General features: G+C 66.5%; 21 protein-coding genes. 14 read left to right on the plus strand and 7 right to left on the minus strand.

Annotated features, from left to right (window positions below; all coding sequences use genetic code 11):
- The first annotated feature begins 62 nt into the window (after positions 1 to 62).
- The 5 genes from QX070_RS00225 to QX070_RS00245 all read left to right on the plus strand — a co-directional run bounded on the left by QX070_RS00225 (position 63) and on the right by QX070_RS00245 (position 4,985).
- The gene (locus QX070_RS00225; protein ID WP_315733755.1) at positions 63 to 1,421 is read left to right on the plus strand and encodes a formimidoylglutamate deiminase; all 1,359 of its coding nucleotides are present in this window, start codon (positions 63 to 65) and stop codon (positions 1,419 to 1,421) included.
- Positions 1,418 to 2,155, plus strand: coding sequence for a histidine utilization repressor (hutC, locus tag QX070_RS00230; protein ID WP_315733757.1), 738 nt, complete (start codon positions 1,418 to 1,420; stop codon positions 2,153 to 2,155). Before QX070_RS00225 ends, hutC begins: the two co-directional genes overlap by 4 nt.
- Positions 2,156 to 2,282: 127 nt before the next feature.
- Positions 2,283 to 3,227, plus strand: coding sequence for an ABC transporter substrate-binding protein (locus tag QX070_RS00235; protein WP_315733759.1), 945 nt, complete (start codon positions 2,283 to 2,285; stop codon positions 3,225 to 3,227).
- Positions 3,228 to 3,429: 202 nt separating this feature from the next.
- Positions 3,430 to 4,203 carry an ABC transporter permease gene (locus QX070_RS00240; RefSeq protein ID WP_315735642.1) on the plus strand — a complete coding sequence of 258 codons (774 nt, stop codon included), beginning with the start codon at positions 3,430 to 3,432 and terminating at the stop codon, positions 4,201 to 4,203.
- Positions 4,200 to 4,985, plus strand: coding sequence for an ABC transporter ATP-binding protein (locus QX070_RS00245; RefSeq protein WP_315733761.1), 786 nt, complete (start codon positions 4,200 to 4,202; stop codon positions 4,983 to 4,985). The genes QX070_RS00240 and QX070_RS00245 overlap by 4 nt, the downstream gene beginning before the upstream one ends.
- Before the next feature lie 16 nt (positions 4,986 to 5,001).
- On the opposite strand, the gene QX070_RS00250 is transcribed toward QX070_RS00245, so the two are convergent.
- Both QX070_RS00250 and QX070_RS00255 read right to left on the minus strand, forming a co-directional pair.
- Positions 5,002 to 5,313 (minus strand): DUF190 domain-containing protein, encoded by a 312-nt coding sequence (locus QX070_RS00250; RefSeq protein ID WP_315733763.1) that lies wholly within the window; start codon positions 5,311 to 5,313, stop codon positions 5,002 to 5,004.
- 11 nt (positions 5,314 to 5,324) lie between these two features.
- Entirely contained in the window at positions 5,325 to 6,308 is a 984-nt protein-coding gene (locus QX070_RS00255; RefSeq protein ID WP_315733765.1) for a sodium-dependent bicarbonate transport family permease, read from the minus strand.
- A 159-nt stretch (positions 6,309 to 6,467) separates the two neighbouring features.
- Between QX070_RS00255 and QX070_RS00260 the strand changes: the two genes are divergently transcribed.
- Positions 6,468 to 7,325, plus strand: coding sequence for a LysR substrate-binding domain-containing protein (locus QX070_RS00260; RefSeq protein ID WP_315733767.1), 858 nt, complete (start codon positions 6,468 to 6,470; stop codon positions 7,323 to 7,325).
- Here the strand turns inward: QX070_RS00260 and QX070_RS00265 are convergent.
- Positions 7,264 to 7,566 carry a hypothetical protein gene (locus QX070_RS00265; RefSeq protein WP_315733769.1) on the minus strand — a complete coding sequence of 101 codons (303 nt, stop codon included), beginning with the start codon at positions 7,564 to 7,566 and terminating at the stop codon, positions 7,264 to 7,266. The two genes, QX070_RS00260 and QX070_RS00265, sit on opposite strands and share 62 nt — an antisense overlap.
- Positions 7,567 to 7,583: 17 nt before the next feature.
- The gene (locus QX070_RS00270) at positions 7,584 to 8,345 is read right to left on the minus strand and encodes a DUF899 domain-containing protein (protein ID WP_315733771.1); all 762 of its coding nucleotides are present in this window, start codon (positions 8,343 to 8,345) and stop codon (positions 7,584 to 7,586) included.
- A gap of 86 nt (positions 8,346 to 8,431) precedes the next feature.
- Between QX070_RS00270 and QX070_RS00275 the strand changes: the two genes are divergently transcribed.
- Together QX070_RS00275 and QX070_RS00280 are read left to right on the plus strand one after the other, a co-directional pair.
- Positions 8,432 to 9,652: a helix-turn-helix domain-containing protein gene (locus QX070_RS00275; RefSeq protein WP_315733773.1), complete on the plus strand. Its 1,221-nt coding sequence runs from the start codon at positions 8,432 to 8,434 to the stop codon at positions 9,650 to 9,652.
- A 33-nt stretch (positions 9,653 to 9,685) separates the two neighbouring features.
- Entirely contained in the window at positions 9,686 to 10,330 is a 645-nt protein-coding gene (locus tag QX070_RS00280) for a PQQ-binding-like beta-propeller repeat protein (RefSeq protein ID WP_315733775.1), read from the plus strand.
- Positions 10,331 to 10,375: 45 nt separating this feature from the next.
- Here the strand turns inward: QX070_RS00280 and QX070_RS00285 are convergent, their stop codons facing one another.
- The gene (locus QX070_RS00285) at positions 10,376 to 11,506 is read right to left on the minus strand and encodes a hypothetical protein (protein ID WP_315733777.1); all 1,131 of its coding nucleotides are present in this window, start codon (positions 11,504 to 11,506) and stop codon (positions 10,376 to 10,378) included.
- 229 nt (positions 11,507 to 11,735) lie between these two features.
- On the opposite strand from QX070_RS00285, the gene QX070_RS00290 reads away from it, so the two are divergent.
- Genes QX070_RS00290 through QX070_RS00315 form a run of 6 tightly spaced genes read left to right on the plus strand, consistent with a single transcriptional unit; the run spans position 11,736 to position 17,996 of the window.
- Complete coding sequence (locus QX070_RS00290) at positions 11,736 to 12,557, plus strand: sugar phosphate isomerase/epimerase family protein (RefSeq protein ID WP_315733779.1); 822 nt, start codon at positions 11,736 to 11,738, stop codon at positions 12,555 to 12,557.
- Between the two features lie 50 nt (positions 12,558 to 12,607).
- Entirely contained in the window at positions 12,608 to 14,245 is a 1,638-nt protein-coding gene (locus QX070_RS00295) for an ABC transporter substrate-binding protein (RefSeq protein ID WP_315733781.1), read from the plus strand.
- Between the two features lie 4 nt (positions 14,246 to 14,249).
- Positions 14,250 to 15,224, plus strand: coding sequence for an ABC transporter ATP-binding protein (locus QX070_RS00300; protein ID WP_315733784.1), 975 nt, complete (start codon positions 14,250 to 14,252; stop codon positions 15,222 to 15,224).
- Entirely contained in the window at positions 15,221 to 16,213 is a 993-nt protein-coding gene (locus QX070_RS00305) for an ABC transporter ATP-binding protein (protein ID WP_315733786.1), read from the plus strand. The genes QX070_RS00300 and QX070_RS00305 overlap by 4 nt, the downstream gene beginning before the upstream one ends.
- Positions 16,213 to 17,142 carry an ABC transporter permease gene (locus QX070_RS00310; protein WP_315733788.1) on the plus strand — a complete coding sequence of 310 codons (930 nt, stop codon included), beginning with the start codon at positions 16,213 to 16,215 and terminating at the stop codon, positions 17,140 to 17,142. Before QX070_RS00305 ends, QX070_RS00310 begins: the two co-directional genes overlap by 1 nt.
- 11 nt (positions 17,143 to 17,153) lie before the next feature.
- Positions 17,154 to 17,996 carry an ABC transporter permease gene (locus QX070_RS00315; RefSeq protein WP_409998864.1) on the plus strand — a complete coding sequence of 281 codons (843 nt, stop codon included), beginning with the start codon at positions 17,154 to 17,156 and terminating at the stop codon, positions 17,994 to 17,996.
- A gap of 6 nt (positions 17,997 to 18,002) precedes the next feature.
- Here QX070_RS00315 and QX070_RS00320 read toward each other — a convergent pair whose 3' ends face one another.
- Positions 18,003 to 18,170 carry a hypothetical protein gene (locus tag QX070_RS00320; RefSeq protein WP_315733792.1) on the minus strand — a complete coding sequence of 56 codons (168 nt, stop codon included), beginning with the start codon at positions 18,168 to 18,170 and terminating at the stop codon, positions 18,003 to 18,005.
- 116 nt (positions 18,171 to 18,286) lie between these two features.
- Positions 18,287 to 19,174, minus strand: coding sequence for an NAD(P)/FAD-dependent oxidoreductase (locus QX070_RS00325; RefSeq protein WP_315735644.1), 888 nt, complete (start codon positions 19,172 to 19,174; stop codon positions 18,287 to 18,289).
- Positions 19,175 to 19,409 lie beyond the last annotated feature (235 nt).

The following is a 19,409-nucleotide window of genomic DNA, read 5'->3' on the forward strand; positions in this document are numbered from 1 at the left end:
GACGGGCGATATGTCTATACATAAACTCGCTTCCGCCGTCCTGTCCAGCGGGCTTATCGATCATGGCGTCACTGCACTTCGCATCCGCGCTTCTGCCCAAGGGTTGGGCCGAGGACGTGCAGGTCGTCATCAGCAACGGCACAATCGCGTCGGTCACCGCGGGCGTGCCTCCGACCTCCGCCGACGAGCAACATGAGGTCGCGATCCCCGGCATCGCCAGCCTGCACAGTCACGCGTTCCAGCGCGGCATGGCAGGGGTTGCCGAGATCAGCGGTCCTTCCACCGACACGTTCTGGACCTGGCGCGAGACGATGTATCGCTTCGCGCTGGCGATGAGCCCTGACGATGTCGAGGCGGTCGCGACGCTGCTCTATGTCGAGATGCTGGAGCGCGGTTTTACGCGGGTCGGCGAATTCCATTATCTGCATCATGATCGCGATGGCACGCCTTACGCCGACATCGCCGAGATGGCGGTGCGCATCGCCGGTGCAGCTCAATCATCCGGCATCGGCCTGACGCTGCTGCCGAGCTTCTATGCGCATGGCGGGTTCGGCGGCGCCGCGCCGCATGAGGGACAGCGGCGCTTCATCTGCGATGTCGATCGCTTCGAGAGGCTGCTCGCGGCGTCGCGCAGGGCTATCAGCACTCTTGCCGGCGCCAATCTCGGCATCGCGCCGCACAGCCTGCGCGCCGTCGCGCCGGATGAGCTGAGCACGCTGTTGCCGCTTGCGGACGGCGGCCCGATCCACATTCACGCCGCCGAGCAGGTCAAGGAGGTCGAGGACTGCCTGGCCTGGTCGGCGCAGCGTCCCGTGCAATGGCTGCTCGATCATCATGCCGTCGATGCTCGCTGGTGCCTGATCCACGCGACGCACATGACGCCGGATGAAACGGCGGCACTCGCGAGCAGCGGCGCGACGGCCGGCCTTTGCCCCATCACCGAAGCCAGCCTCGGCGACGGCATCTTCCCGGCGCGCGACTTCTTGCGCGCGCGTGGACGCATCGGCGTAGGCACCGACTCGAACGTGCTGGTCGGCGTGAGCGATGAGTTGCGCCAGCTCGAATACGGCCAGCGGCTGACGCATCGCGAGCGCAACGTGCTGACGTCAAGTCCGGATGCGTCGACGGGCCGCACGCTTCTCGATGCCGCGCTCGCCGGCGGCGCGCAGGCGCTGGCGCAATCTCTCGCCGGGCTGCAGGTGGGCGGCCGTGCCGACATCGTCACGTTCGATCTGACGCATCCTTCGCTCGCGGGGCGGACGCAAGATGCGCTGCTCGACGGCTGGATCTTCGCGACGTCGAACGACGCGATCGACTGCGTCTGGGCCGGCGGCGCCAAGGTCGTCCAGGGCGGCCACCATCGTTCGCGCGACACGGCCCGGCGCGGCTTCAACAGGGCCGTGCGGAGGCTGCTCGCATGAGCCTCGCCGAGGATCGCGCCAAGCCGGGAGCCGGTACGCTCTACAAGAAGATCCGGCACGACATCGAGCGCCGCATTCTGACCGGCGAATGGCCGCCGGGCCATCGCATCCCGTTCGAGCACGAGATCATGGAGCACTATGGTTGCTCGCGCATGACCGTGAACAAGGCGCTGTCGGAGCTTGCCCAGGCCGACCTGATCGAGCGGCGGCGGCGCGCCGGCACTTTCGTGCGGCGGCCGCAATTCCTGTCGGCCGTGCTGAAGATCCCCGACATCCGCGCCGAGATCGGCGCGCTCGGCCGCGCCTATGGCTACGAGCTGATCTCATCGACGCGCCGCACCGCCAACGCGGCCGATCGCGAGCGCCTCGGCGTCAAGACGCCATGCAAGGTGATCGCGATCCGCTGCCGGCACAGCGCCGACAATTTGCCATTCGCGATCGAGGATCGCCTGATCGACCTCGATGCCGTCCCCGACGCGGCCAAGGCCAATTTCAAGGTCGATCCGCCCGGCTCCTGGCTGCTACATCACGTGCCATGGACCGAAGCGGAGCATGCGATCAGCGCCATCGTCGCCGACGAGGCGATCGCCGATGGGCTCGACATCGCGATCGGCGCACCCTGCCTCGTGATCGAGCGGCACACCTGGCGCCAGAACCAGCCGCTCACAGCGGTGCGGCTGGTCTATCCCGGCGAGCAGCATCGGCTTGTGGCGCGGTTCAGGGGCAGCGAATGAAACGATCAAGCGCGCCCGGCCTGAGCACGAGATTTGCAAGCACGCTTGCAGACGCAGGCGGACCGCGCAGCCTTGACGGCGCGCGAGCCGCGCGACCAGTTTCCTCCCACCGCAAAGGACGATGACGATGCGCAGATTCGGGCTACTTGCAGTAACGGCCGCGCTCCTGACTTCGACGACCGCCTACGCCGATGACGTCAAGGTCGGCATCGGCATTTCCGGCTGGACCGGCTTCGCGCCGCTGACGCTGGCGAAGGAAGCCGGCATCTTCAAGAAGAACGGCCTCGACGTCACCATCAAGAAGATCCCGCAGAAGGATCGCCACCTCGCGATCGCCGCCGGCGACGTGCAGTGCGCGGCAACTACGGTCGAGACCTGGATCTCCTGGAACGCCAACGGCGTCGCCACCAAGCAGATCTTCCAGCTCGACAAGAGCTACGGCGCCGACGGCATGGCCGTGCGCAACGACATCGCTTCCATCAAGGACCTGAAGGGCAAGACCGTCGCCGCGTCTGCACCCGGCACCTCGCCCTATTTCGGGTTGGCCTGGATGCTCAAGAAGAACGGCCTCACGGTGAAGGACGTCACCATCGTGAACCTGGAGCCGGCCGCCGCAGCGCAGGCCTTCGTCGCCGGTCAGAACGACGCGGCGATGACCTACGAGCCGTATCTGTCGACGGTGCGCGCCGCTCCCGACAAGGGCAAGATCATCGCCACCACCCTCGATTATCCGATGGTGATGGACACGTTCGGCTGCACACCGAAGTTCCTGTCCGAGAACCCGAAGGCCGCCAAGGCGCTTGCCGACAGCTATTTCGAGGCGCTGGACATGATCGCCAAGGACCAAGCCAAGGCCTATGAGATCATGGGCGCGGACGTGAAGCAGACGGCTGAGCAGTTCGGCAACTCCGCCAAATATCTGCGCTGGCAGGACAAGGCCGCGAGCCAGAAGTTCTTCGAGACCGAGTTCAAGACCTTCAACAAGGAGGCCGCTGAGCTCCTGCTCGAGGTCGGCATCGTCAAGCAGATCCCGAAAATCGACGACCTCTACGACGCGAGCTTCATCAAGTAGCTCGGAGCTAAGCTCTGAGTGATCCGTCATTGCGAGCGTAGCGAAGCAATCCAGGGCGGGGTGCGACTCTGGATTGCTTCGTCGCTTCGCTCCTCGCAATGACGATGTGGAGAGATCATGCCCTCGTGAATTTATTCGAACCGACCACCAGCAGCCCGCGACACCGGGCGTACCGCCTCCACCACGAAAGCCTTTCTCCGTGATCCGACCTCTCGATCCCGTCAGCGCCAGGTCAAGAACAGCGCTCGGCCTCGCCTTCTTCGTCGTCTTCGTCGCGGCGTGGTCCCTGGCGACGTTCGGCGGCTACGTGTCGAAGACCTTCCTTGCCGATCCGCTGACGATGGTGCGCGAGGGCTGGGATCTGCTGACCAAGTTCGGCTTCCTCTATGACATCGGCATGACCGTCTGGCGTGTCGTCGGCGGGTTCGTGCTCGCGGCTGCCATCGCCGTCCCGCTCGGCCTACTGATGGGCGCCTACAAGCCGGTCGAGGCGTTCCTCGAGCCGTTCGTGTCCTTCGCGCGCTATCTGCCCGCCTCCGCTTTCATTCCGCTGTTGATCCTGTGGGCCGGCATCGGCGAGCTCCAGAAGCTTCTGATCATCTTCATCGGCTCGGTGTTCCAGATCATCCTGATGATCACCGTGACTGTCGGCAATACCAGACGCGATCTCGTCGAGGCTGCGTATACGCTGGGCGCCAGCGACCGCGGCATCATCGGCCGGGTGCTGCTGCCGTCCGCTGCGCCTGATATCGCCGAGATCCTGCGGCTCGTGCTCGGCTGGGCCTGGACCTACGTCATCGTCGCCGAGCTGATCGGCTCGTCTTCCGGCATCGGCCACATGATCACCGACAGCCAGGCGCTGCTCAACACCGGACAGATCATCTTCGGCATCATCGTCATCGGCCTGATCGGGCTGATCTCGGACTTCCTGTTCAAGACGTTCAACGCCTGGCTGTTCCCGTGGAAGCTCGCATGACCACGCTCGTCATCAACAACGTCACGCGCACCTTTCCGGCCCGCCAGGGCCATGCGCCGACACGCGCGTTGGAGCCGGTCGAGCTCACGATCGGCACCAACGACTTCGTCACCATCCTCGGGCCCTCCGGTTGCGGCAAGTCGACCTTGCTGCGCATCGTCGCGGGCCTCGATCAACCGACCAGCGGCAAGGTGCTGCTCGACGGCCGCGAGGTGACCGGTCCCGGCGCCGATCGCGGCATGGTGTTCCAGTCCTACACGCTGTTTCCTTGGCTCACCGTGCGCGAGAACATCGCCTTCGGCCTGCGCGAGCGCGGCGTGGCGGAGGCCGAGCGCAATGCCATCGCCGATCGCTTCATCCGACAGATCGGCCTCAAGGGCTTCGAGAACCACTGGCCCAAGCAGCTCTCCGGCGGCATGCAGCAGCGCTGCGCGATCGCGCGCGCGCTCGCCAACGATCCGAAGATCCTGTTGCTCGACGAGCCGTTCGGCGCGCTCGACAACCAGACGCGCGTGCTGATGCAGGAGATGCTGCTCGGCATCTGGGAGCGCGACCAGAAGACGGTGCTGTTCGTCACCCACGACATCGAGGAGGCGATCTTCCTCGGCAGCCGGGTGCTGGTGATGAGCGCGCGGCCCGGCCGCATCAAGGCCGACATCAAGATCGAGCTGCCGCATCCGCGCTCCTACAAGGTCAAGACCTCGCCGGAGTTCGTGGCGCTCAAGGAGCGGCTGGTCGAGGAGATCCGCGCCGAGGCGCTGAAGGTAGCGGCGGAGGCGTAATCCCCGCCGCGCCCGATCAGAACCGCTCGGGCCTGACCACCTCGACATCGGACACGGTGACGAGGCCGATCTGATGCTGGACCACGGCAAAGACGGCATCGAGCACGGCATCGACGCGGCCGCCATCGACGATGCACATGATCGCCGCCATCTGGCCGACCTCCGAGACCTGCCCGCCGGCCGACCAGGGGCCGGACTGGCCGCGCCCGGCGATCACCGGCAGCACGGAATAGCCGGTCACGCCGGCCTGGTCGAAGCGCTCGGTGACCCGGCGCAGCAGCGGCATCTCGATGATCAGATCGATGCGCTTCTTGGCGAATGTCTTCATCGTCTCCTCCCTCATTTCACGGCGCCGGCGAGCATCGTCGCAGCGCCGATATAGAGCGGAATGCCGACCAGCAGGTTGAACGGAAAGGTGATCCCGAGCGAGAGCGTCAGCGGGATCGCTGCATTGGCCTCCGGCAGCGCCAGCCGCAGCGCGGCGGGCACGGCGATGTAGGACGCCGACGCCGCGAGCGTCATCAGCACGGCGGCAGAGCCGGCCGATAGCCCGATGGCACTTGCGAGCAGAGCGCCCAGCGCTGCGCCGATCAGCGGCATCAGCACGGCGAAGCTGCACAGCGGCACGCTGAGATATTTGCGTCCGTGCTGCAGGCCGCGGCCTGCGATCAAGCCCATGTCGAGCAGGAACACGCAGAGGACGCCTGGGAAGAGATCGACCAGGAACGGCTTCACCGTCGCGAGCCCCTTGGTGCCGGTGATCATACCCACCACGAAGGCACCGAGCAGAGTGACCACCGAGCCGTTCAGCATCACCTCGCGCCACATCGAATGCCCGTCCCCCGTTTCAGTCTTGCGATGCGGACGCGCGAGCTGCAGCGCCGAGACGATCGCGGGCGTCTCCATCGCGGCCGCGACCGCGACCATGTAGCCCGCGAACGGCAACGACACGAGATTGAGCGCGCCGGTGACGGCGGCAAATGTCACCGCCGAGATCGAGCCGTAGTGTCCGGCCACGGCCGCGGCGTCGACCGGCGACAGCCGGCTCATTCGCGTCAGCAGCAGATAGGCCAGGATCGGCGTGAAATAGGACAGCAGGACACCGGCGCAGATCGCGGCGACCAGATCCCAGCTCATGCCGTGATGCGCGACCTCGACGCCGCCGCGGAAGCCGATCGACATCAGGAGATAAAGCGACAGCAGCTTCGCCACCGCCTCAGGCACAGTGAGATCGGACTTCGCCAGCGCGGCGGCGAGGCCGACCATGAAGAACAGTACCATCGGCGACAGTAGATTCTGAAACGCAAGTTCGGTCAGCCCCATGAAGCGCTACTCCGCATCGGGCGGACGGCCTCTGGTGCCGGCCTCCGCCCTCCAAGGGCGCCCCCAATGGGCGCCGGCCGCACTTGCAGCAAAGGGCGATAATTTGTAAAATTGATAATTGAAAGCTTTACCATTGTGTTTCTCAATCATGACCGCCCCATGCCGAAGACGTTGACCAATCTCGACATCGACCTCGTGCGCACCTTCGCGACCATCGCGCGGCTCGGCAGCTTCACCCAGGCCGCCGAGCGGCTCGGACGCCAGCAATCGACGATCTCGCTGCAGATCGGGCGGCTCGAAAGCGCGGTCAACGCCAAGCTGCTGGAGCGCTCGCCGCGCGCGGTGGCACTGACCACCGAGGGCAAGCTGTTCCTGGACTACGCGCAGAAGCTGCTCGACCTGAACGACGAGGCGGTGGCGCGGTTCGGGGAGCCGATGATGACCGGCGTGGTGCGGCTGGGGACGCCGGAGGATTTCGCGACCCGCCATCTGCCCGAGGTGCTCGCGCGATTCGCGCAGGCCTATCCGTCTGTCGCGCTCGAAGTCACCTGCGACCTGACGCTCAACCTGGTCGACCGCTTCCGCGCCGGCGATTTCGATCTGGTGCTGGTCAAGCAGGAGCCATCGGTGCGCGCCAAGGGCCTGCGCGTCTGGCGCGAGCCGCTGGTATGGGTGTCAGGCAGCCGCGACTTCCTGCATCACGGCGCGAAGGTGCCGCTGGTGGTGTCGCCGCCGCCCTGCGTCTACCGCAAGCGCGCCACCACGGCGCTCGACAGAGCGAGGAAGCCATGGCGCATCTCCTACACCTGCGCCGCCCTGTCCGGCGCGCATGCCGCAGTCAAGGCAGGGCTCGGGCTCGCGGTGCTGCCGAAGGATATGGTGCCGGCAGGCCTGCACGTGCTCGACGGCCATGACCTACCGGATCTCAAGGACACCGAGATCGCGCTGCTCGAGGTCAAGGGTCTGTCGCTGCCGGCGCAACGGCTGAAGCAGCACATCGTTCGCTCGCTCGAATAGCAACGTAGCGGCCGACGCGCTTCAACCATGGCACGAGGTGGAATGCGCTCATCAGCAGATACATCACCGTCATGTCGCCGAGCGGCGCGCCCGCCGGCATGGCCGTGCAGATCACGTCCGACCGGCCGTCACGCGCCATGGCGTTCAGCACGGCCATCAGCGCGAAGGTCGGCGCCGCAGCGAAGCGGAGACCATTGGCGATGTCGGGCATCGCGCGCATCCTGGAGTGGAAGAACGCCATGGCTTTGCTCCTGCGTGTCAGCGCTTGCCGTATTCGTCGCGGCGGCGCCACCACACGCCCTGCTCGTTGCGGCCCTTCGGCGCGCGATCGAGCCATTGATAGGCGCCCCACAGCCCATCGAGGCCGCGCGCATAGGCCGAATAGGTGTGATAGACGGCACCATCCTCAAGGATGAAGGCGCTCATGCCCGGCCGATCGCGCATGAAGGTCGCGCCATCCGTGCCGGTGCCGGCGGCGATCTCCGCCACCATCGCCGGCACGTCGCCAGCCCCGAGCGGAGGACTGGTGCGGTAGTTGTAGTCGGTGCCGCCCCGGCGCTGCTGCTCCTCGGTGATCGCGACGTTGAAGTCGAAGTTGAAGTCGCTGCTCGCCGATGACGCCCACGGGAAGGTCCAGCCCATCCGCGCCTTGTACGCCTTCAGCTTCGCCAGCGGCGCGCGTGACACCGCCCACAGCATCACGTCGTGATTGGCGAGATGGACCTGGAAGCCGTTGAAGCCGTCGGCAATCATCGAGCAGGACGGGCAGCCGGCCTGGAAGTCGGGTCCGAACATGAAGTGATAGACGAGCAGCTGCGAGCGCCCCCTGAACAGGTCGGGCAGCGCGGCGGGTCCGTCCTCGGTGTCGAAGCGATAGGCCTTGTCGACGCGCACCCATGGCAGGGCCTGGCGGCGCTCCGCCAACTCGTCGCTGCGGCGGGTGAGTTCCTTCTCGGCTTGCAGCAGGTCGAGCCGGGCCTTCAACCAATCTTCGCGCGTCCCGGTGATATGCATGGTCATGATCGTCATCCTTTTGCGTGTTGACCGCAGCTCAGACTAGGATCGGTACGGGAGGGGCCGGGAGTGACAAGTATGGCGGGATTTGCATGGACTCGCTGATCTCAGCGGCGGCGCAGGCACTCGCTGCGGGCGATCCGCTCGGCGCATTGAACCGGGTTGCGTTGCGCGATGATCCCCCGGCGCTGGCGCTGCGCGGCATCGCGATGGCGCGGCTTGGCGATTTCGGGCGCGCGAAGGCGCTGCTGCGGCAGGCCGCGCGAAGCTTTGGCCCCAAGGCAGTTCTGGCCCGCGCCCGCTGCACCGTCGCAGAGGCCGAGATCGCACTCGCAGCGCGCGATCTCGGCTGGCCGACCAAGTCGCTCGCAGCGGCGCGTGAGACCCTGGAGCAGCAGGGCGACCGCGCCAATGCCGCCTATGCGCGCAGCCTAGAGATCAGGCGCATGATTCTGATCGGGCACCTCGATGACGCCGAGCGCAGCCTCGCCGAGCTCGATCCCTCGCCGCTGCTGCCGGCCGCACGCACGATCTACGAGCTGATCGTCGCCGGACTGGCCTTGCGCCGTCTACAAACAAAGACCGCGCGATCGGCGCTCGAGCGCGCGACGCGGTCGGCGCGGCAGGCCCGCATTCCGGAGCTCCAGGCGGAGATCGAGCGGGCCTCGTCGGCGCTGTCGGCGCCGGCCGCGCGGATGATCCTGCGCGGCGAGGAACGCCTGCTGCAGCTCGACGACGTCGAATCGCTGTTCCGGTCGGATGTGCTGATCGTCGATGCCTGCCGATTGGCGGTACGCCGGGCGAGCCAGATCGTGTCGCTGGCGCGGCGCCCGGTGCTGTTTGCACTCGCCCGGCGGCTGGCCGAGGGGGTCCCCGATGATGTGCCGCGGGCCGCACTGATCGCGCATGCATTCCGCGGCAAGGAAGCCGACGAGTCGCACCGCGCCCGCCTGCGCGTCGAGATCGGACGGTTGCGCCAGCTCCTCCATGGCCTGGCCGATATCAATGCCACGCGCGACGGCTTTGCCCTGGTGCCGTGTCGCGATCACGACGTCGTCGTCCTCGCACAGCCGATCGAGGACGACAATGCCACCGTGCTTGCTTGCCTCGCCGACGGTGAGGCATGGTCAAGCTCCGGCCTTGCGCTGGCGCTGGGCGCGAGCCAGCGAACCGTGCAGCGTGCCCTCGATGGACTGGCATCGTCCGGCAGGGTCCAGTCGTTCGGTCGGGGCCGCGCGCAACGCTGGACCTGCCCCGTCGTGCCGGAATTCGCGACCGCGTTGTTACTCCCGGCGTGGTCGTCGCTCGACTAGCGTGGGTCCATCGGAAAAAGTGGGATGTCAGACATGACACGAGCAACCGCAGAGATCATTCGCGAGTACGGCCCGTTCGACGACGCCGAGCGCGTCAACGGCGTCAGCTATGACGGTCGGCAGGTGTGGATCGCGACCGGCAACAGCATCAAGGCGTTCGATCCGGCCGACGGCGCGGTACGGAAGTCATTGGATATCCCCTCGCATGCCGGCACGGCGTTCGATGGCCGGCACCTCTATCAGATTGCCGAAGATCGCATTCACAAGGTCGATCCCGATAATGGCCGCGTGCTCGCGACGATCCCGGCGCCGTCGGGAGGCGGGGACTCGGGGCTCGCCTGGGCCGAGGGATCGCTCTGGGTCGGCGCCTATCGCGATCGCAAGATCCACCAGATCGATCCCGCGACCGGGCAAATCCTGCGCAGCATCCCGTGCACGCGTTTCGTCACCGGCGTCACCTGGGTCGATGGCGAGCTTTGGCATGGCACCTGGGAAGACGACGTCAGCGACATCAGGCGCATCGATCCCGCGACCGGCGAGGTGCTCGACCAGCTCGACATGCCTGCTGGCACCGGCGTCTCCGGCATGGAATCCGACGGCGGCGAGACGCTGTATTGCGGCGGCGGCGGCAGCGGCAAGGTCCGCGCCGTCAGGCGGCCGAAGCGGTCGCGAGGGTGAGCCGGCAAATCGACCCGCGGACGGCGTAGCGAAGGGAAGGCAGCCCTATTTCCCGATCGACGTATAGGCCGCCTTGCGGAAGTTGGCGTTGGCTTCCTCGCGGGTCTGCAGCTGCTGGCCACCGCCGCCACCGGCCGGCTTGGTCGGCGTGACCACCGAGAACAGGACGAAGCCGCCGGCCTTGCGCGGGAAGATGAAGTATTCGGCGATGTCCGACTTCTCGCTGTCCTCGCAGGAGGACATGCCGCGGAACACGACGGCGCTGTCGACCAGTTCGCTGTTGCGCGCCGAGATGAACTTGCCCTTGCAGTCGCGCGCGTCGTTGCCGATGATCGTGGCGGCGACTTCGAGGCCGTCGACATTCCGCTGCGGCGGCACGATCCGAACGAACCCGGTGGCGTTGTCGGCCTTCCAGGCGACCCCGCCCGATGTCAACCACACTGGCCGTTCGCCCCCGCCCAGAATGGCCGGATGCGACAGCGCGGCTTTGAGAATGAAGTTGGAGGCGATCTGCATCGCTTCCAATTGCAACTCGGGAGAGTCCTCCGACGCCCGCGCCGGCTGCGTGCTCGTCGTCGCGGTGGCGGCGGGCGGCGCTCCCTGACGCTGCGCCGAGGGAGCGCCGTGCTGCACGGTGAAATTCGTCGCGGCCGCCATTCCGCCGGCATTGATCATGCGCACGCAATTCGCCAGCGACGGCAGCAGCACGGACGTGCCGTTCAGATCGAACTGGAACAGATTGCCCTGCGCGAAGGCCGACATCGTCCGTGCCGCCCTGAACGCCTTGATCAGGCTGGAGTCGTTCGGCATCGGCACGACGACCATGTTGGCCGACCATACCGAGCCCTCGACATTGTAGGAATTGCGCCCATCGAAGCTGAGCACGATGGGAAACTTCTGCCCCTGCGAGAGCGACCAGCCGGGATGGATGAAGGCGAGAGCCCAGTTGAAGGTCGGCAGCGCCAGAACACCGAAATTGATGCCGCTCTTGTAGCTGGCGGAAGCGATGCAGCTCGAGAATTTTCCGGTGTTGTCGTCGGTGTAGGCGCCGCCCGACCAGCCCGCGACGGAGATGGAGCCGTAAGGCCCCTTCGCATGCGCAGGCTCATTCAACGCAGCTGTCGCCAGCGCCAGGAGCGAAAGCATCGTTCCAACGATCGTACGCCGCACCGTCATCCCAGTTCCCCGTTTTCGCCGCATTGTTGCAATTCCCGCGGCTACGTCAAGTAGCAGCGAAGAACGTGCGACTACCCCAGGGATTGCGAGGCCGACCGGCCTCGTGCCCACGAAGGCACAACATGTCGCGGACGTCCTCCACAGCCCTTCATGGGAGCGTCATCGAACTCCGCTAGCGCTTGCCGGGTCTCACGCAGGCCAAGGGCTTCCTCGAAAGGGTTTCCTCGACATGACCACCACGCTGCCGGTGCTCGGCGCCGCCCTCTCCGTCAAGTCCATTCCGGCTCATCGCGACTGGCTGCTCCAACGTCAACGCGATCTCGAGATCCAGGACTTCTTCCGCGCGGACCTTCTCGACAGCGACTGGCGCAGCACCGCCAAGGAGATCAAGTCGATGCTGGACGGGCACACCGGTCGGCTCGGCATCCACGGCCCGTTCTGGGGCTTCAAGATCGACAGCCACGACCCGATGATCCGCCGCGCCGTGACCAAACGCTTGCTGCAGGGGCTCGAGGTCGCCGAATTTCTCGGCGCCACCCAGATGGTGATCCACTCGCCGTACACGACCTGGGATGCCAACAACATCGACATGCTGCCGGACAATCGCGAGGCGCTGATCGAGCGTGTCAGGGCGACCTTGACCGACGTCATTGCCTCTGCCGAGCAGGCCAACTGCGAGATCGTGATCGAGAACATCGAGGACAAGAACCCGCAGGATCGCGTTGGACTTGCGAAGGCGCTGGGCAGCAGCAAGGTGCGGGTCTCGCTCGACACCGGCCATGCCAACTACGCGCACCATTCGACCGGCGCGCCGCCCGTCGACTACTACGTCGATTCTGCCGGCGACATGCTGACCCATGTCCATCTGCAGGACACCGACGGCTACGCCGACCGCCACTGGGCGCCGGGCGAAGGCAATATCCGCTGGGTCGCCGTGTTCCGCGCGCTCGCCCGACTCAATTCCAACCCGCGCCTGATCCTCGAACTGCGCAACCATGATCACGTCAAGGCCGGCGCAGCGTATCTCGCCTCGCTCGAGCTCGCTCAATAAGCCAACGCATCCTCATTTCTCGGACAACCTCAGACCACAGAGATATTGCCATGACCAAGCTCACCCGCCGCGGCCTGCTCGGCGCCGGCGCCGCGATCGGCGGCAGCTTCATCCTGCCGCGCGTCTCGATCGCGCAAGCCGACACCCGTCCCTCGGTCACCATCGCCGTGCAGAAGGTGACCAACTCGAACGTGCTCGACGTGCTGCGCGAGCAGTCCAATGTCGGCGAGCGCGTGTTCTACTCGTCGCTGTGGGAAGGCCTGATCTCCAAGAACTTCCGCGGCAATCTCGAAGCCGTTCCCGGCCTCGCCACCGAGTGGAAGCGCATCGACGACCAGACCGTCGAATTGAAGCTGCGCCAGGGCGTCAAGTTCCACAATGGCGACGAGATGACGGCCGAGGACGTCGTGTTCTCGTTCAGCCGCGAGCGCATGTTCGGCGACAGCGAGGCCAAGAGCCGCAGCACCATCAAGGCATTCGAGAAGATCCCGGCGCCGCGCCCCGGCAAGGAGCTGCCGCCGGACGTCATCGGCGTGGCCCGCCGCATCTGGCCGGATCTCGTCCGCGTCGATGCGATCGACAAATACACCGTGCGCTTCGTCAACGCGACGCCTGACGTGACCATCGAAGGCCGCCTGATGCGCTACGGCTCGGACATCATGAGCCGGCGCGGCTGGGAGGAAGCCGCGAGCTACCTCGACTGGGCGCGCAAGCCGATCACGACGGGTCCCTACAAGATCGTCGAGTTCAAGCCCGACGTGTCGCTGACCCTTGAAGCGCACGATGAATATTGGGGCGGCCGCCCGCCGCTGAAGCGCATCCGCTTCCTCGAAGTGCCGGAGGTCGCGAGCCGCATCAATGGGCTTCTCTCCGGCGAATATCAGTTCGCCTGCGACATCCCGCCGGACCAGATCGCCGGCATCGAGAAGAACGCGGCGTTCGAGGTCCAGGGCGGCACCATCCTTAACCACCGCCTCACCGTGTTCGACAAGAATCATCCGCAGCTCGCCAATCCGCTGGTGCGGCGCGCCTTCACCCATGCGATCGACCGCCAGGCGATCGTCGACAGCCTGTGGGCCGGCCGCACCCGCGTGCCGAAGGGTTTGCAGTGGGAGTTCTACGGCGACATGTTCGTCGCCGATTGGAGCGTGCCAGCATTCGATCCCAAGCTGGCGCAGGACCTGCTGAAGCAGGCCGGCTACAAGGGCGACCCGATCCCCTATCGCCTGCTGAACAACTACTACACCAACCAGGTCGCGACCGCGCAGGTGCTGGTCGAGATGTGGCAGGCGGTCGGCCTCAATGTGCAGATCGAGACCAAGGAGAACTGGTCGCAGATCCTGGAGCGCGGCCCGACCCGCGCCGTGCGCGACTGGTCCAACTCGGCCGCGTTCAACGATCCGGTTTCGTCGCTGGTCGCCCAGCATGGCCCCAACGGCCAGCAGCAGCAGGTCGGCGAATGGAGCAACGACGAGCTGAACCGGCTGTCGGAGTTCTTGGAGACCTCGACAGATCGCGACGCTCGCAAGAAGGCGTTCCGCCGCATGCTGGAGATCGCCGAGCGCGAGGACCCGGCCTACACGGTGCTGCACCAGAACGCGACCTTCACCGCCAAGCCGAAGTCGATCAAGTGGAAGGCCTCGCCGGCCTTCGCGATGGACTTCCGCATCGGCAACTACGGAGCGTGATGCCGTGGCGCCGCTGATCAGCATCTCCGGCCTCAGGGTCGCGTTCGACGGCACGCCCGTGCTGCATGGCATCGATCTCGACATCCGCAAGGGCGAGGCCGTCGGCCTCGTCGGCGAGTCCGGATCCGGCAAGTCGGTGACGTGGCTCGCGGCGCTCGGCCTGTTGCCGGTCAAGGCGAAAGTGTCCGGATCAGCCAAGCTCGAAGGCCGCGAGCTGCTGGGTGCTGATGGCGGGGTGCTCGACCAGGTGCGTGGCCGGCGCATCGCGATGATCTTCCAGGATCCGGCGAGCGCGCTCAATCCGGTGCTCACGATCCGCCGCCAGTTGTGCGAAAGCCTCGCGCTGCATCGCGGGCTGCGCGGCGAGGCCGCGCGGGCCGAGGCGCTCAGGCTGCTCAATCTCGTCGGCATTCCCGATGCGGCGCGGCGGCTGTCGGCTTATCCGCACGAGTTCTCCGGCGGCCAGGTCCAGCGCATCATGATCGCGATGGCGCTCGCCGGCCAGCCCGACCTCCTGATCGCCGACGAGCCGACCACCGCGCTCGACGCCACGATCCAGGCGCAGATCCTCGATCTGTTGTCGGCCATCCGGCGCGAGTTCAACATGGCGATGGTCCTGATCAGCCACGACCTCGGCGTCGTCGCCGAGAATTGCGACCGCGTCTGCGTGATGTATGCGGGCCGCATCGTCGAGCGCGCCCCGGCGACGAGGCTGTTCGATGATCCCTGGCACCCCTACGCGCAGGGCCTGATCGGCGCGCTGCCGCCGCTCGATGGCATCAGGCGGCGGCTGCAGGCCATTCCCGGCACGGTCCCTGATCCGGGCGCGCTGCCGAGCGGTTGCGCCTTCGCGCCGCGCTGCACGTTTGCCGGCGACGGCTGCCATGCCGGCGTGCCGCCGCTGGCGCCGATCGAGCCGGACCGCGCGGTGGCCTGTCTGCGGCCGCAGCGTCTGCCGGTGGAGCTCGCCGCCGAATGACCGCGCCGCTGGTCGAGGTCCACGGGATCTCGCGCACCTACCGGATGAGGTCCGGCCTGTTCGGGCGTCCTGCATCGGTCCACGCCGTTGACTGCTTGAGCTTTGCGATTGCGAAGGGCGAGACGCTCGGCATCGTCGGCGAATCCGGCTCCGGCAAATCCACCACCGGGCGCATGGTGCTCGGACTCGAGCCGCCCGACCAGGGCAGCGTGCGCTTCGGCGGCGCGCCGATCGCAGCACTAGGCTCGGCGGCCTGGCGCGCGCAGCGCGCGCGCATGCAGATGATCTTCCAGGATCCGCTCGGCGCGCTCGATCGCAGGCTTGCCGTCGCCGAGCAGATCCGCGAGCCGCTCGACATCCATGACATCGGGACCAAGCCAGAGCGCGAGGCGCGCGTGCGCGAGCTGCTGCACGCCGTCGATCTCAACGACAGCCATGGCCGGCGCTATCCCGGCGCACTGTCCGGCGGCCAGCGTCAGCGCATCGTGCTCGCTCGCGCACTGGCGACCAGGTCGGACTTTCTCGTCTGCGACGAGCCGGTCAGCGCGCTCGACGTCTCGATCCAGGCGCAGGTGGTCAACCTGCTCGTCGATCTGCAGGCGCGGCTCGGGCTGACCATGCTGTTCATCAGCCACGACCTGCGCGTCGTCAGGCAGATCAGCACCAAGGTCGCGGTGATGTATCTCGGCCGCATCGTCGAATATGGCGATGCCGACGATCTGTTCGCGCGGCCCCAGCATCCCTATACGCAGGCGCTGGTCTCGGCCTCCCCTGCTCCGGGACGCCGCAGCACCAACCGCATCGTCCTGACCGGCGATCCGCCGAATCCGGCCGCGCGCCCCTCCGGCTGCGCCTTCCATCCGCGCTGCAGCCGCGCGACCGCCCGCTGCGCCAATGAGGTGCCCGCGCTCACCGCGCTGGATCAACAGCGCCAGGTGGCTTGCCATCTCGTGACGGGGCCACAGTCACAGACCCAGGATGCCGCGTGATGCTGCGCTATTTCGCGATCCGCGTGTCGCGCGCGCTGCTGACGATCGCACTCGTCGTCACCTTCGCCTTCATCGTGCTCAGGCTGTCGGGCGATCCCGCGCTGATGATCATGGGGCCGGAAGCGCCGCCCGAGGTCATCGCCGCGTTTCGCAAGGCGTGGGGCCTCGATCATCCGATCTGGATGCAATATCTCGACTACTTCAAGGCAATCGGCCAGGGCGAGCTCGGACGCTCGATGCGCGACGGCCGGCCGGCGATCCAGCTCGTCATCGAGCGCGTCCCGGCGACCCTGGCGCTGACCATCCCGGCGTTCCTGGTGAAGGTGTTGCTCGGCATTCCCGCCGGCATCTATGCAGCGCTTCACCGCGGCTCAGCCATCGACCGCGCCGTGATGATCACGGCGGTGGCCGGCTTCACGGTGCCGAGCTTCGTGCTGGCGCTGATTCTGGTGCTGATCTTCGCCGTCCAGCTCGGCTGGCTGCCGTCGGGCGGGCAGGACTCCTGGCGTCATGCCATCCTGCCGATCGTGACGCTGGGCTTCGGCGGCGCTGCGGTGCTGGCGCGGTTCACGCGTAGCGCGATGCTCGAGATCCTCGGCCAGCCCTATATACGGACCGCATCAGCCAAGGGCGTGCCCTGGCGCCGGGTCATCACCGACCATGCGCTGCCGAACGCCGCGATCCCGACCGTCACCATCCTCGGCTTCATGGTCGGCAGCCTGATCGCCGGCGCGGTCGTGGTGGAAAGCGTGTTCTCGTGGCCGGGCGTCGGCCGGCTGCTCGTCGTCGCCGTCGCCAATCGTGACCTCGCGGTCGTGCAATGCATCCTGCTGCTGGTGGCGATGACGATGGTCACGTCGAACCTGATCGTCGATTTCCTCTACGGCCTGCTCGATCCGCGGCTGCGCAGCAAGGGAGCGGAGGCATGACCGACGTCGCGATGAAGGCACCTGCCGCGCGGCGGCTGAGCTGGCCCGACGTTCCCGTCTCCGTCACGATCGCCGCGTGCTGGATCGCGGCAATGCTGCTGCTGGCCGTCTTCGCCGACCAGTTCGCACCTTATGGCTTCACCAAGTTCGACCTGCGCAATCGCCTGGCGCTGCCCGGCAACGCCGCGCATTGGCTCGGCACCGACGAGCTCGGCCGTGACGTGCTGTCGCGTCTGATCGTCTCGATCCGGATCTCGCTCCTGATCGCATTCGGCGCCACCGCGATCTCCGCCATCGCCGGCACCACGCTCGGCTTTCTCGCCGCGCATTTTCGCGGACTGGTCGAGCAGTTCGTGCTGATGCTGGCGGACTTCCAGGCCAGCATGCCGTTCCTCATCCTCGCGCTTGCCGTGCTCGCCTTCTTCGGCAACTCGCTGCCGCTCCTGATCGGGCTGATGGGCCTGTTCGGCTGGGAGCGCTATGCGCGCATCGCGCGCGGGCTCGCCATCTCGGCCAATGCGCAAGGCTATGCCGCCGCCGTGCGCCAGCTCGGCGCGACGCCGCAGCGCGTGTATCTCAAGCACATCCTGCCGAACATCGCCTCGACCCTGATCGTGTCGATGACGCTGGTGTTTCCGGAAGTCATCCTGCTGGAGTCCGGCCTCTCGTTCCTCGGGCTCGGCGTGCAGCCGCCGATGACGAGCCTCGGCAACATGGTCGGCTATGGCCGCGAATATCTCACGCGCGCGCCGTGGATCATGCTGGCGCCGGCGATCATCATCGTCGTGACCACGCTTGCGGTGTCCGTGATCGGCGACTGGCTGCGTGACCGGCTCGACCCGACGCTGCAATAGCTGCACTCAGCCGCGGGCTTCCTTGGTCGCAGAGGCGGCCTGTTCGCAGATGATCACCGCGTTGCCAGCCGGCTCGCCCGCCAGCGCCGTCCATTTCGATGCTTCCTGCAGCCAAAGGTCGCGGCGTGCCGGATCGCGTGCGGCTTCCTCATGGCAGCTCGACGCCGCCGCCAAACATGCCGATTTCCTGTCCATGCGCCAAGGTCCGACAGATCAACCCCAAATGCGTTAACACAGGATAGCGCGATCTGAGGTTGTGATCGACTTCGCATGATTGTCCTGCCGGCAGGTTACACATAGCGCATCGGCAGCGAATGATGTGCGTGGCAGGCGGCCACCGCGGCATGGCCGAACGCGACCGAGATCTGGTGTAGGTCGGTGACGACGTCGCCGATACCATAAAGCCCGTCGACGCCGCAGCGCTGCTTGGCGTCCACCTCCAGAAAATCCTCGGCCGTGTGTCGCGCGCCCATCCGGATGGCGAGCTCCGAGCGGACCTCAGCCCCCAGCGCGGGATAGATAACCTCGAAGCGTTCGCTGGCGCCATCCGCGAACGCCGCCTCGATGGCACCGCTCCGGCGCTGAAGCGACTGGAGAGGCGGCATCACGCGAACCCCGGCCGCGGCCAGCTGCTGCCGCGCTGCGTCGTTCTGCGCGTCATCGCTCGGGATCAACGTGATGTCGGCGCTGTAGACACGCATGAACAGCGCCTTGCCTGCAGCATGACCGAGTGCACCGACGATCGCGATCTTGCGGCCGGCTGCCTCGTAGCCATCGCAGACAGGGCAGTAGCGCAGCTCACCCTGGCGAACCGCCTCGATCCAGTCGGGAAGAGGAAACTGCCTGTCGACGATCCCCGTCGCCAGAATCACCCGCTGCGCGGCGATTGCGCCGTCAGCATATGTCGCGACGACGTCGGCGCCGGTCCTGTCGAGCGATGTCACCGTGCCGCGGATGATCGGAACGCGGAGGTCCTCCACCTGATGCTCCATCCGCGCGAGCAGCTCATGTCCCGAAATGCCGTCAGGAAAGCCAGGTAGACTATGACTGCGGGGAATCAGGGCTGCCCGAGATGCGCCGCTGTCGATGATCACGACGTCCCGTCGGAACCGCGCCAGATAGATCGCGGCCATCAGGCCGGTCGGCCCGCCGCCGACGACGAGAACTTCGGTGCGCATCGCAGCCCCTCGCCCTTCTTGACAGCTCGGCCGCGTCTGCCGCGAACCCGTTGTTCGTCCCATGCGCGCGACCGCTGCCGAACCGCAGGTTCCTGAGCGCTCGGTCGACGCCGACACCCGAAATTCTACGCAGCCAGCGGTCCTAAGTTCCCCCCCCGGGCTCCGGAGCGAAATTCGCTCGGCCATAATCCGGAACACACAAGGAACTTTTTTTGGGCAACGGAACTTAACCTAT

The sequence above is a fragment of the Bradyrhizobium sp. SZCCHNR1093 genome (assembly GCF_032381175.1).
Taxonomy (GTDB): Bacteria; Pseudomonadota; Alphaproteobacteria; order Rhizobiales; family Xanthobacteraceae; genus Bradyrhizobium.

Bases quoted from the DNA above. Each gene is read 5' to 3' on its own strand.
- QX070_RS00225 (WP_315733755.1), top strand. From the start codon at position 63: ATGGCGTCACTGCACTTCGCATCCGCGCTTCTGCCCAAGGGTTGGGCC.
- QX070_RS00325 (WP_315735644.1), bottom strand. From the start codon at position 19,174: ATGCGCACCGAAGTTCTCGTCGTCGGCGGCGGGCCGACCGGCCTGATG.
- QX070_RS00275 (WP_315733773.1), top strand. From the start codon at position 8,432: ATGGACTCGCTGATCTCAGCGGCGGCGCAGGCACTCGCTGCGGGCGAT.
- QX070_RS00295 (WP_315733781.1), top strand. From the start codon at position 12,608: ATGACCAAGCTCACCCGCCGCGGCCTGCTCGGCGCCGGCGCCGCGATC.
- hutC (WP_315733757.1), top strand. From the start codon at position 1,418: ATGAGCCTCGCCGAGGATCGCGCCAAGCCGGGAGCCGGTACGCTCTAC.
- QX070_RS00235 (WP_315733759.1), top strand. From the start codon at position 2,283: ATGCGCAGATTCGGGCTACTTGCAGTAACGGCCGCGCTCCTGACTTCG.
- QX070_RS00315 (WP_409998864.1), top strand. From the start codon at position 17,154: ATGAAGGCACCTGCCGCGCGGCGGCTGAGCTGGCCCGACGTTCCCGTC.
- QX070_RS00310 (WP_315733788.1), top strand. From the start codon at position 16,213: ATGCTGCGCTATTTCGCGATCCGCGTGTCGCGCGCGCTGCTGACGATC.
- QX070_RS00265 (WP_315733769.1), bottom strand. From the start codon at position 7,566: ATGGCGTTCTTCCACTCCAGGATGCGCGCGATGCCCGACATCGCCAAT.
- QX070_RS00290 (WP_315733779.1), top strand. From the start codon at position 11,736: ATGACCACCACGCTGCCGGTGCTCGGCGCCGCCCTCTCCGTCAAGTCC.
- QX070_RS00255 (WP_315733765.1), bottom strand. From the start codon at position 6,308: ATGGGGCTGACCGAACTTGCGTTTCAGAATCTACTGTCGCCGATGGTA.
- QX070_RS00250 (WP_315733763.1), bottom strand. From the start codon at position 5,313: ATGAAGACATTCGCCAAGAAGCGCATCGATCTGATCATCGAGATGCCG.
- QX070_RS00260 (WP_315733767.1), top strand. From the start codon at position 6,468: ATGCCGAAGACGTTGACCAATCTCGACATCGACCTCGTGCGCACCTTC.
- QX070_RS00280 (WP_315733775.1), top strand. From the start codon at position 9,686: ATGACACGAGCAACCGCAGAGATCATTCGCGAGTACGGCCCGTTCGAC.
- QX070_RS00285 (WP_315733777.1), bottom strand. From the start codon at position 11,506: ATGACGGTGCGGCGTACGATCGTTGGAACGATGCTTTCGCTCCTGGCG.
- QX070_RS00245 (WP_315733761.1), top strand. From the start codon at position 4,200: ATGACCACGCTCGTCATCAACAACGTCACGCGCACCTTTCCGGCCCGC.
- QX070_RS00305 (WP_315733786.1), top strand. From the start codon at position 15,221: ATGACCGCGCCGCTGGTCGAGGTCCACGGGATCTCGCGCACCTACCGG.
- QX070_RS00270 (WP_315733771.1), bottom strand. From the start codon at position 8,345: ATGACCATGCATATCACCGGGACGCGCGAAGATTGGTTGAAGGCCCGG.